We start from the raw sequence: 11,424 nt of genomic DNA, 5'->3' as shown, positions 1-11,424 counted from the left end.
ATATCGACTGATCCACCGCCTTCGCGAGCAAGCCCGCTCCCACATTAGATTGCGCTATGTTCCAGATAGTTATTGCGCGTCAAACGCCTGCCCATTGATGCCGGTACTGTCCGGCCCCATCAGGTACAGGTACACCGGCATGATTTCTTCCGGTGTCGGGTTATCGGTCGGGTTCTCCCCTGGATACGCTTGCGCCCGCATGCTGGTGCGGGTTGCGCCTGGGTTGATGCTGTTGGCACGCACTGGTGCAACGTTATCCAACTCGTCCGCCAAGGTTTGCATCAGGCCTTCGGTGGCAAACTTCGACACCCCGTACGCCCCCCAATAAGCCCGGCCCTTGCGGCCCACGCTGCTGGAAGTGAACACCACCGACGCATCCTGGGACAGCTTGAGCAGCGGCAACAGCGTGCTGGTCAGCATGAACATCGCGTTGACGTTCACGTGCATCACCCGCATGAAGTTCTCACCGGACAACTGTTCGATGGGCGTGCGCGGGCCGATGATCGAGGCGTTGTGCAGCACGCCGTCGAGGTGGCCGAATTCCTTTTCGATCATCGCTGCCAACTCATCGTATTGATGGGGCAGGGCGGTCTCCAGGTTGAACGGGATCACCACGGGCTGTGGCTGGCCGGCGGCTTCGATTTCGTCATACACCTGGGCCAGGTTGGCTTCGGTCTTGCCCAGCAACAGCACGGTGGCGCCGTGGGCAGCATAGGTTTTTGCCGCTGCGGCACCGATTCCGCGACCGGCGCCAGTGACCAGGATGACTCTGCCCTTGAGCAGTTCTGGACGTGCGGAGTAATCAAACATAAACAACCTCGACAAAGTTCACAGAAAATCCATGTGATTGATTGCGGCTAAGGCTGGCTAAGGCTTCTGTGGCGAGGGAGCTTGCTCCCGTTCGACTGCGCAGCAGTCGCGAAAAGCGGGGCTGCTTCGCAACCCCACGGGAGCAAGCTCCCTCGCCACAAAGTTGCATCTACCTCAGGCAGTCCCAATCAGCAGCTGCACAGTGCGCTATCCAGCACTTTGCGCAATTCCAGCGGGTGATCCACCACCACGTCGGCACCCCAGTTACGCGGGTTGTCGTCCGGGTGGATATAGCCGTAGGTGACCGCCGCAGTGCGGGTGCCGGCGTCGCGGCCCGATTCGATGTCCCGCAGGTCATCACCCACGAACAGCACGCTCGCCGGGTCCAGGTCGAGCATCTTGCACGCCAGGATCAACGGCTCCGGGTCCGGCTTGCTGTTCTTCACGTGGTCCGGGCAGATCAACAGCGCCGAGCGTTCGGCCAGGCCCAGTTGCTGCATGATCGGTTCGGCAAAGCGCAGTGGCTTGTTGGTGACCACGCCCCAGATCAGCTTGGATTTCTCGATATCCACCAGCAGCTCTTCCATGCCCTCGAACAGCTTGCTGTGAATCGCGCAGCCCTTGAGGTAACGCTCCAGGAATTCCTGGCGCAGCTCTTCAAAGCCTGGGGACTCGGGGTCCATGGAAAAGGTCACGGCCACCATCGCCCGGGCGCCGCCGGAGATTTCATCGCGGATGTGTTGGTCGTTCATCGGTGCCAGGCCGCGGTCAGCCCGCATGGCCTGGCAGATGGCGATAAAGTCAGGCGCGGTGTCCAGCAGGGTACCGTCCATGTCGAAAAGAACCGCTCGCAACTTCACAGGCTTACTCCTCGCGCAGGGTCTGGATCATGTAGTTGACGTCAACGTCGCTGGCCAGTTTGTAGTGCTTGGTCAGCGGGTTGTAGGTCAGGCCGATGATGTCCTTGACGGTCAGCCCGGCCTGGCGGCTCCAGGCGCCCAGCTCGGAAGGGCGGATGAATTTCTTGAAGTCATGGGTGCCGCGAGGCAGCAGCTTCATGATGTATTCGGCGCCGATGATCGCGAACAGATAGGCCTTCGGATTGCGGTTGATGGTGGAGAAGAACACCTGGCCACCGGGCTTGACCATGCGGAAGCAGGCACGGATCACCGAGGATGGGTCCGGCACGTGCTCGAGCATTTCCAGGCAGGTGACTACATCGAACTGCCCGGGCATCTCTTCGGCCAGCTCTTCGGCGGTGATTTGGCGGTATTCGACGCTCACGCCGGATTCCAGCTGATGCAACTGGGCCACGGCCAATGGCGCTTCACCCATGTCGATACCCATCACGGTGGCGCCGCGCTGGGCCATGGATTCGCTGAGAATCCCGCCGCCGCAACCCACATCCAGCACCTTCTTGCCGGCCAGGTTGACGCGTTCGTCAATCCAGTTGACCCGCAGCGGGTTGATGTCGTGCAGGGGTTTGAACTCGCTTTCGCGGTCCCACCAGCGATGGGCGAGGGCTTCGAATTTGGCGATTTCAGCGTGGTCGACGTTGCTCATGGGGAATCCTCTAAATCTGATAAAACGTTTTTGCCCGCCCTGGCATGCGCTGCCAGGGCCGGCGTTATTCGCTGTGTCCGCTGATGCGCTGGCCCCAGGCGATGGCCGTGGCGCACACCTGTTGTTCATCCAGGCGGGTCAGTTGCCGGTCGTCGAGCAATTGCTTGCCGCCGACCCAAAGGTGTTTCACACAATCGCGTCCGGTGGCATATATAAGCTGTGAGACCGGATCGTAGATCGGTTGTTGCGCCAGGCCCGACAAGTCGAAGGCCACGATATCCGCGGCCTTGCCGACTTCCAGCGAGCCGATTTCACTTTCCAGGCCCATGGCCCGGGCGCCGTTGAGGGTGGCCATGCGCAAGGCGCGGTGGGCATCCAGGGCGGTGGCCGAGCCGGCGACGGCCTTGGCCAGCAACGCGGCGGTGCGGGTTTCGCCCAGCAGGTCGAGGTCATTGTTACTGGCGGCGCCGTCGGTGCCTACTGCCACATTGACGCCGGCTTGCCACAGGCGTTCCACCGGGCAGAAGCCGCTGGCCAGTTTCAGGTTGGATTCCGGGCAGTGGATCACGCTGGTGTTACTTTCTACCAGTAAAGCCAGGTCGTCATCGCTGATTTGGGTCATGTGAACAGCCTGGAAGCGCGGCCCCAGCAAGCCGAGGCGGCCAAGCCGTGCCAGCGGGCGTTCACCGCGCTGTTCAACGGACTGCTGCACTTCGAAGGCGGTTTCATGCACGTGCATGTGGATCGAGGCGTCCAGCTCCTCGGCAATCATGCGGATTTTTTCGAGGTTTTCATCGCAGACGGTGTACGGCGCGTGGGGGCCGAAGGTGATTTTGATCCGTGGGTGATGCTTGAGGTCGCCGAACAGCTCGACGCCCTGGCGAATCGCCTCGTCGGCGTCAGCGGCACCGGGAATCGGGAAATCCAGGATCGGGATGGCGATTTGCGCACGGATGCCTGCGTTGTGCACGCGTTCACTGGCGACTTTCGGGAAGAAGTACATGTCCGAGAAACACGTGATACCACCCTTTATCTGCTCGGCGATCGCCAGGTCAGTGCCGTCGCGCACGAAGGCTTCGTCGACCCACTTGGCTTCGGCGGGCCAGATGTGGTTTTCCAGCCAGGTCATCAGCGGCAGGTCGTCGGCCAGGCCGCGAAACAGCGTCATGGCCGCGTGGCCGTGGGCGTTGATCAGGCCGGGGCTGAGCAGCATGCCCGGCAGTTCGCGCACTTCGGTCGCTGCGAGCTTCAAGGCCGCGGCGCGTGGGCCGATAAACGCAATGCGCCCGTCACGAATGCCCAGGCCGTGCTCCTTGAGCACTACGCCGGCAGGCTCGACAGGTACCAGCCAGGTGGGCAGCAGCAATAAGTCGAGCGGGGCGGCAGTTGGCGTCATCGAGGGTGGTTTCCCTGGCATCTATAAAGAACGGCGAAGTATACCCGAGCGTCCTGGCTGGCGGATCGCTATAATCGGCGGCTTTTGTTCATGAGTGCGGGGTGAGGGATGCGCGATCGACTGTTGGCTGCGGAGAAAGTGAAGGCCATCGACTGGCGTGATGGCGCACTGTACCTGCTCGATCAGCGTGTTTTGCCGTCTGCAGAAACCTGGGTCGTCTGCAGCAGTGCTGCCGAGGTGGCTGAGGCCATTCGCTCGATGGTGGTGCGCGGTGCGCCGGCCATTGGCATCAGTGCGGCGTATGGCCTGGTGCTGGCCGTCCGTGCTCACATCGCCGAGGGCGATGACTGGCAGGCTGCCTGGGAGGAGGACTACGCATTGCTGGCGGATACCCGTCCGACGGCGTCGAATCTTTTCTGGGCCATGAAGCGCATGCGTGATTGCCTCGATCGCCTCAAGAAACACGCCGACCCGCTGGCGGTGCTGGAAGCCGAGGCGGTAGCGATTCACCAAAGCGATCGCGAAGCCAACCTGACCATGGCGCAACTGGGTGTGGAACTGATCCGCAAGCACCAGGGCAACGTCCAGGCGATTCTGACCCATGGCAATGCGGGCGCGCTGGCTACGGGTGGCGTGGGTACGGCCCTCGGCGTGATTCGCGGGGCGTTCCTGGAGGGCATGGTGGAGAGGGTCTACGCCAACGAAACCCGGCCCTGGCTGCAAGGCTCGCGGCTGACGGCCTGGGAGTTGGCCAATGAGGGCATCCCCGTGACCGTGAATGCGGATTCGGCGGGCGCGCATATCCTCAAGACCAAAGGCGTGACCTGGGTGATCGTGGGTGCCGACTGCATTGCCGCCAATGGTGACGTGGTCAGCAAGATCGGCACCTATCAGCTGGCGGTGTGCGCCATGCACCACGGCGTGCGCTTCATGGTGGTGGCAGCCAGCTCCACCATCGACCTGATGGCGGCCAGTGGTGATGACGTGCCGCTTGAAGAACGCGATGCCCGGGAGCTGCTGGAAGTCGGTGGCACCCGCGTAGCCGCCGATGTAGACGCCTTCAATCCGGTGTTTGATGTAACGCCAGCGGACCTGATTGATGTGATCGTCACTGAAAAAGGCATCGTCGAACGCCCGGACGCGGCGAAGATGGCGCAATTGATGTGTCGTAAACGCCTGCATTAAGGCAATTCGCCCCCAAAAAACATCCTGGATTCAGTTCTAAGCCCCTCTCGTCGCCGTCAAGCCTGTCATCCGTCAACTTACTATGCTCCATGCGCATCAGGGGGATAGGTGCGTGGCGGCGATTGTGATAACATCCGGCGGTTTCCAGGGTCACCCCAAGGGGTAACCTTTAATGCGCAGATCCGTGTCATAACTCGTTGATTTGTCGTAAGTCGTTGCCAGGCATCATGCCAGCAGCGGCGAGCTTCGTTCGTCCCATAGGATGTGACGAGGTTTCACCCGAAAAAGGAATCAGGCTTCTCATGGGCGAACTGGCCAAAGAAATCCTCCCGGTCAATATCGAAGACGAGCTGAAACAGTCCTACCTCGACTACGCGATGAGCGTAATTGTCGGTCGGGCACTGCCTGATGCGCGCGATGGCTTGAAGCCCGTGCACAGGCGTGTGCTGTTCGCGATGAGCGAGCTGGGTAACGACTGGAACAAGCCGTACAAGAAATCTGCCCGTGTTGTCGGTGACGTGATCGGTAAGTATCACCCTCACGGCGACACTGCGGTGTACGACACCATCGTTCGGATGGCCCAGCCGTTTTCCCTGCGCTACCTGCTGGTAGACGGCCAGGGCAACTTCGGTTCGGTCGACGGCGACAACGCTGCGGCCATGCGATACACCGAAGTGCGCATGACCAAGCTGGCGCACGAGCTGCTGGCTGACCTGCACAAAGAAACCGTGGACTGGGTGCCGAACTACGACGGCACCGAAATGATCCCGGCGGTCATGCCGACCCGTATTCCCAACCTGCTGGTCAACGGCTCCAGCGGTATCGCCGTGGGCATGGCCACCAACATCCCGCCACACAACCTCGGTGAAGTCATCGACGGTTGCCTGGCCCTCATCGACAACCCTGAGTTGACCATCGATGAGCTGATGCAATACATCCCGGGTCCAGACTTCCCGACTGCCGCGATCATCAACGGTCGCGCCGGCATCATCGAAGCCTACCGCACCGGTCGTGGTCGCATTTACATGCGCGCCCGCTCGATGATCGAAGACATCGACAAGGTCGGTGGCCGTCAGCAGATCGTCATTACCGAACTCCCTTACCAGCTGAACAAGGCGCGTCTGATCGAGAAGATCGCCGAGCTGGTTAAAGAGAAGAAGCTGGAAGGCATCACCGAACTGCGCGACGAGTCTGACAAAGACGGTATGCGCGTGGTGATCGAGCTGCGTCGTGGCGAAGTGCCTGAGGTGATCCTCAACAACCTCTACGCACAGACCCAGCTGCAAAGCGTATTCGGTATCAACGTGGTAGCGCTGATCGACGGCCGTCCGCGCATCCTGAACCTCAAGGATCTGCTGGAAGCCTTCGTGCGTCACCGCCGCGAAGTGGTGACCCGCCGTACCGTGTTCGAACTGCGCAAGGCCCGTGAACGCGGCCACATCCTGGAAGGCCAGGCGGTTGCGTTGTCGAACATCGACCCGGTCATTGCCCTGATCAAGGCTTCGCCGACCCCGTCGGAAGCTAAAGAAGCGTTGATCAAGATGCCGTGGGAATCCAGCGCCGTAGTGGCGATGGTTGAACGGGCCGGTGCCGATTCGTGCCGTCCGGAGACTCTGGACCCACAATACGGCCTGCGCGACGGCAAGTATTTCCTGTCCCCGGAACAGGCCCAGGCCATTCTGGAACTGCGTCTGCACCGTCTGACCGGCCTGGAACACGAGAAACTGCTGGCCGAGTACCAGGAGATTCTCAACCAGATCGGCGAGCTGATCCGCATCCTCAACAGCGCCGTGCGCCTGATGGAAGTGATCCGCGAAGAACTGGAAGTGATCCGCGCCGAATACGGCGACGTGCGCCGCACCGAGATTCTCGATGCCCGTCTCGACCTGACCCTGGGTGACATGATCCCGGAAGAAGATCGCGTCGTGACCATCTCCCACGGTGGCTATGCCAAGACCCAGCCTTTGGCTGCGTACCAGGCACAGCGTCGTGGCGGTAAAGGCAAATCGGCTACCGGCGTCAAGGATGAGGACTACATCGCTCACCTGCTGGTTGCCAACAGCCACACCACGCTGCTGCTGTTCTCCAGCAAGGGCAAGGTGTACTGGCTGAAAACCTACGAGATCCCGGAAGCGTCCCGCGCCGCCCGTGGTCGTCCGTTGGTCAACCTGCTGCCGCTGGACAGTGATGAATACATCACCACCATGCTGCCGGTAGACGAGTACACCGAAGGTCACTTCATCTTCATGGCCACCGCCAAGGGCACCGTGAAGAAGACCCCGCTGGAATCCTTCAGCCGTCAACGCAGCGTGGGCCTGATCGCCCTCGAACTGGACGAAGGCGACGTATTGATCAGCGCGGCCATCACCGACGGCGAGCGTGAAGTCATGCTGTTCTCCGACGGCGGCAAGGTTACGCGCTTCAAGGAGTCCGACGTTCGCGCCATGGGCCGTACCGCCCGCGGTGTGCGCGGCATGCGTCTGCCGGAAGGCCAGAAGCTGATTTCGATGCTGATCCCGGAAGAAGGCAGCGAGATCCTCACTGCTTCCGAACGTGGTTATGGCAAGCGCACCGCTATCAGCGAGTTCCCGGAGTACAAACGTGGTGGCCAGGGCGTTATCGCCATGGTCAGCAACGACCGCAATGGCCGTCTGGTCGGCGCGGTCCAGGTGCTCGACGGCGAGGAGATCATGTTGATTTCCGACCAGGGCACCCTGGTGCGTACCCGGGTTGATGAAGTCTCGAGCCTGGGACGTAACACCCAGGGTGTGACCTTGATCAAGCTGGCCAAGGACGAAAAACTGGTCGGCCTTGAGCGTGTCCAGGAGCCATCGGAAGTGGAAGGCGAAGAGCTGGAAGGTGAGGAGTTTGAAGGCGAGGTGATCGCAGCAGGCGATGACAACGTCGACGAGCCAACACTCGACGCTGCCGCAGACGAAGAAGAACCGCAGGAATAAGCGGACACACAGGGGGCGGATGAAGATTCGCCCCCTTGTTGTTTGTCCCCTTTGAAATACAACGCCGCCCCCTGTAGGAGCGAGCTTGCTCGCGAAAATCGCCAACGATAACGCGGGCTGCCTGATACGCCCTTGCGCTCTCGGGTTTTTCGCGAGCAAGCTCGCTCCTACAGTGTTTGATTTCAGTCCCACCAGATCAGAGAGATTGGATGTGAGCAAGAGAGCCTATAACTTCTGTGCCGGCCCCGCGGCGCTTCCTGAAGCAGTCCTGCAGCGCGCGCAGGGTGAACTCCTCGACTGGCATGGAAAAGGCCTCTCCGTGATGGAAATGAGCCATCGCAGCGATGAGTTCGTGTCCATTGCCACCAAGGCCGAGCAGGATATGCGCGACTTGCTGGACATCCCGTCTGACTACAAAGTGTTGTTCCTGCAAGGCGGTGCGAGCCAGCAGTTCGCCCAGATCCCGCTGAACCTGCTGCCGGAAGATGGCACTGCCGACTATATCGACACCGGTATCTGGGGGCAGAAGGCCATTGAAGAGGCTTCCCGTTACGGTCACGTCAATGTGGCGGGCACTGCCAAGCCTTACGACTACTTCGCCATCCCCGGTCAGAACGAGTGGAAGCTGTCGAAAGACGCGGCCTATGTTCACTACGTAGCGAACGAAACCATCGGCGGCCTGGAGTTCGACTGGGTGCCGGAAGTGGGTGATGTTCCGCTGGTGTGCGACATGTCGTCGGACATCCTCTCGCGGCCTATCGATGTGTCCAAGTACGGCATGATCTACGCCGGTGCGCAGAAGAACATCGGCCCGAGCGGCATTCTGGTCAACATCATCCGTGAAGACCTGCTGGGGCGTGCGCGCTCGCTGTGCCCGACCATGCTCAACTACAAGGTCGCGGCCGACAACGGCTCGATGTACAACACGCCGCCGGCCTTCGCCTGGTACCTTTCTGGTCTGGTGTTCGAATGGCTGAAAGAGCAGGGCGGCGTGGCTGCCATGGGCAAGCTCAACGAAGAGAAGAAACGTACCTTGTACGACTTCATCGACGCCAGCGGCCTGTACAGCAACCCGATCAACCTGACTGACCGTTCGTGGATGAACGTGCCGTTCCGTCTGGCTGACGACCGCCTGGACAAGCCATTCCTGGTCGGCGCCGACGAGCGCGGCCTGTTGAACCTCAAGGGCCACCGTTCGGTAGGTGGCATGCGCGCCTCCATCTATAACGCTGTGGATATCCACGCCGTCAAGGCGCTGGTGGCTTACATGGCAGAGTTCGAAAAGGAACACGGCTAATGTCTGAGCAAGAACTCAAGGCCCTGCGCGTACGCATTGACAGCCTGGACGAGAAAGTCCTGGAGTTGATCAGTGAGCGCGCGCGGTGTGCCCAGGAAGTTGCACGGGTGAAGATGGCTTCCCTGGCTGAAGGCGAAGTGCCGGTGTTCTACCGGCCGGAGCGTGAGGCCCAGGTGCTCAAGCGCGTGATGGAACGCAACAAGGGCCCGTTGGGCAACGAAGAGATGGCGCGGTTGTTCCGTGAAATCATGTCTTCGTGCCTGGCGCTGGAGCAGCCGCTGAAAGTGGCTTACCTCGGTCCTGAAGGCACCTTCACCCAAGCCGCGGCCATGAAACATTTTGGCCACGCTGTGATCAGCAAGCCGATGGCGGCGATCGACGAAGTGTTCCGTGAAGTGGCAGCCGGGGCGGTGAATTTTGGCGTGGTGCCGGTGGAAAACTCCACCGAAGGCGCCGTCAACCACACCCTCGACAGCTTCCTTGAGCACGACATGGTGATCTGCGGCGAAGTTGAGCTGCGTATCCACCACCACTTGTTGGTGGGCGAAAACACCAAGACCGACAGCATCAGCCGCATCTATTCCCACGCCCAGTCCCTGGCCCAGTGCCGCAAGTGGCTGGACGCGCACTACCCGAATGTGGAGCGCGTGGCAGTGTCCAGCAACGCCGAAGCGGCGAAGCGGGTCAAGGGTGAGTGGAATTCGGCGGCGATTGCCGGCGACATGGCCGCTGGTCTGTATGGCCTGACGCGCCTGGCCGAGAAAATCGAGGACCGCCCGGATAACTCCACGCGCTTCCTGATGATCGGCAGCCAGGAAGTGCCGCCGACCGGCGACGACAAGACGTCGATCATCGTTTCCATGAGCAACAAGCCTGGCGCGCTGCATGAGCTGCTGGTGCCGTTCCACGACAACGGGATTGACCTGACGCGAATCGAGACACGTCCTTCGCGCAGCGGTAAATGGACTTATGTGTTCTTTATCGACTTCGTCGGCCATCACCGCGACCCACTGGTCAAGGGTGTGCTCGAGAAAATCAGTCAGGAAGCCGTGGCACTCAAGGTGCTGGGCTCTTACCCGAAAGCGGTTTTGTGAGGCTTTAACATGAGTGGCAACTTCCTCGCCCTGGCACAGCCGGGCGTGCAACAACTGTCGCCTTACGTTCCGGGCAAGCCTGTGGACGAGCTGGCGCGTGAGTTGAACCTGGATCCGTCGAAGATCGTAAAACTGGCCAGTAACGAAAACCCGATGGGCCCAAGCCCCAAGGTATTGGCTGCGATTCGTGACGCGCTGGCTGAGCTGACTCGGTATCCGGATGGGAATGGTTTTGAGCTCAAGTCCTTGTTGGCGGAAAAATGCCGCGTTGAGCTGAATCAGGTGACCTTGGGTAACGGCTCCAACGACATTCTTGAGCTGGTCGGGCGTGCCTATCTGGCGCCGGGCCTAAACGCCGTGTTCAGTGAGCATGCGTTTGCGGTCTATCCGATCGTGACCCAGGCCGTGGGCGCTGAAGCTCGCGTGATTCCTGCGAAGGATTGGGGGCATGACCTGCCGGCCATGCTGGCGGCCATCGACGAGCAGACCCGCGTCGTGTTTATCGCCAACCCGAATAACCCGACCGGTACCTGGTTCAGCGCCGAGGTGCTGGACAACTTCCTGCAAGACGTCCCTGAGCACGTGCTGGTGGTGCTGGACGAGGCTTACATCGAGTACGCCGAAGGCAGCGACCTGCCGGACGGCCTGGACTTCCTCGCGGCTTATCCGAACTTGCTGGTCTCGCGTACGTTCTCCAAGGCTTACGGCCTGGCGTCGCTACGGGTCGGCTATGGCTTGTCCACCCCGGTGGTAGCCGATGTGCTGAACCGCGTTCGCCAGCCATTCAACGTCAACAGCCTCGCGCTGGCGGCGGCTTGCGCTGCGGTGCAGGACGCTGAATACCTTGAAGAAGGCCGTCGCCTCAACGAAAGCGGCATGCTGCAGTTGCAGGAAGGCTTCAGTGAGTTGGGCCTGGGTTGGATTCCTTCCAAGGGCAACTTCATTTGTGTCGACCTGGGTCAAGTGGCCGCTCCTGTGTTCCAGGGCCTGTTGCGTGAAGGTGTGATCGTGCGTCCGGTGGCCAATTACGGCATGCCGAACCACTTGCGCATCACCATCGGACTGCCTGCTGAAAACAGCCGCTTCCTCGAGGCGCTGGCCAAGGTTCTGGCTCGTGGTTGA

General features: G+C 60.8%; 9 protein-coding genes. 5 read left to right on the top strand and 4 right to left on the bottom strand.

Annotated elements, in window-relative coordinates:
- Positions 1 to 69: 69 nt before the first annotated feature.
- From SNL23_RS23940 to SNL23_RS23925, 4 genes are all read right to left on the bottom strand, one after another.
- Positions 70 to 810, bottom strand: coding sequence for a YciK family oxidoreductase (locus SNL23_RS23940; protein ID WP_076017288.1), 741 nt, complete (start codon positions 808 to 810; stop codon positions 70 to 72).
- Between the two features lie 188 nt (positions 811 to 998).
- Positions 999 to 1,670, bottom strand: coding sequence for an N-acetylmuramic acid 6-phosphate phosphatase MupP (gene mupP / locus SNL23_RS23935; protein WP_063032175.1), 672 nt, complete (start codon positions 1,668 to 1,670; stop codon positions 999 to 1,001).
- A 4-nt stretch (positions 1,671 to 1,674) separates the two neighbouring features.
- On the bottom strand, positions 1,675 to 2,373 hold the full coding sequence (gene ubiG / locus SNL23_RS23930; RefSeq protein ID WP_017477312.1) for a bifunctional 2-polyprenyl-6-hydroxyphenol methylase/3-demethylubiquinol 3-O-methyltransferase UbiG: 699 nt from the start codon (positions 2,371 to 2,373) through the stop codon (positions 1,675 to 1,677).
- Between the two features lie 64 nt (positions 2,374 to 2,437).
- Complete coding sequence (locus tag SNL23_RS23925) at positions 2,438 to 3,769, bottom strand: TRZ/ATZ family hydrolase (RefSeq protein ID WP_017477313.1); 1,332 nt, start codon at positions 3,767 to 3,769, stop codon at positions 2,438 to 2,440.
- A gap of 108 nt (positions 3,770 to 3,877) precedes the next feature.
- Between SNL23_RS23925 and mtnA the strand changes: the two genes are divergently transcribed.
- From mtnA to hisC, 5 genes are all read left to right on the top strand, one after another.
- Positions 3,878 to 4,954 carry an S-methyl-5-thioribose-1-phosphate isomerase gene (gene mtnA / locus SNL23_RS23920; RefSeq protein WP_318303785.1) on the top strand — a complete coding sequence of 359 codons (1,077 nt, stop codon included), beginning with the start codon at positions 3,878 to 3,880 and terminating at the stop codon, positions 4,952 to 4,954.
- Between the two features lie 302 nt (positions 4,955 to 5,256).
- Positions 5,257 to 7,911: a DNA gyrase subunit A gene (gene gyrA, locus SNL23_RS23915; protein WP_167662588.1), complete on the top strand. Its 2,655-nt coding sequence runs from the start codon at positions 5,257 to 5,259 to the stop codon at positions 7,909 to 7,911.
- 211 nt (positions 7,912 to 8,122) lie between these two features.
- Positions 8,123 to 9,208 (top strand): 3-phosphoserine/phosphohydroxythreonine transaminase, encoded by a 1,086-nt coding sequence (gene serC, locus SNL23_RS23910; RefSeq protein WP_318303784.1) that lies wholly within the window; start codon positions 8,123 to 8,125, stop codon positions 9,206 to 9,208.
- Entirely contained in the window at positions 9,208 to 10,302 is a 1,095-nt protein-coding gene (gene pheA, locus SNL23_RS23905; protein ID WP_003218812.1) for a prephenate dehydratase, read from the top strand. The genes serC and pheA overlap by 1 nt, the downstream gene beginning before the upstream one ends.
- Positions 10,303 to 10,311: 9 nt before the next feature.
- Positions 10,312 to 11,424, top strand: coding sequence for a histidinol-phosphate transaminase (hisC, locus tag SNL23_RS23900; RefSeq protein WP_318303783.1), 1,113 nt, complete (start codon positions 10,312 to 10,314; stop codon positions 11,422 to 11,424).

It is taken from the genome of Pseudomonas sp. SED1 (genome assembly GCF_034044025.1).
Classification (GTDB): domain Bacteria; phylum Pseudomonadota; class Gammaproteobacteria; order Pseudomonadales; family Pseudomonadaceae; genus Aquipseudomonas.
Note: the sequence above shows the minus strand (reverse complement) of the source record. Positions and strands in the feature narration are given on the sequence as shown.

Excerpts from the sequence above, each read along its gene's own strand:
- SNL23_RS23925 (WP_017477313.1), bottom strand. The coding sequence starts at position 3,769 with ATGACGCCAACTGCCGCCCCGCTCGACTTATTGCTGCTGCCCACCTGG.
- pheA (WP_003218812.1), top strand. The coding sequence starts at position 9,208 with ATGTCTGAGCAAGAACTCAAGGCCCTGCGCGTACGCATTGACAGCCTG.
- gyrA (WP_167662588.1), top strand. The coding sequence starts at position 5,257 with ATGGGCGAACTGGCCAAAGAAATCCTCCCGGTCAATATCGAAGACGAG.
- mtnA (WP_318303785.1), top strand. The coding sequence starts at position 3,878 with ATGCGCGATCGACTGTTGGCTGCGGAGAAAGTGAAGGCCATCGACTGG.
- hisC (WP_318303783.1), top strand. The coding sequence starts at position 10,312 with ATGAGTGGCAACTTCCTCGCCCTGGCACAGCCGGGCGTGCAACAACTG.
- ubiG (WP_017477312.1), bottom strand. The coding sequence starts at position 2,373 with ATGAGCAACGTCGACCACGCTGAAATCGCCAAATTCGAAGCCCTCGCC.
- SNL23_RS23940 (WP_076017288.1), bottom strand. The coding sequence starts at position 810 with ATGTTTGATTACTCCGCACGTCCAGAACTGCTCAAGGGCAGAGTCATC.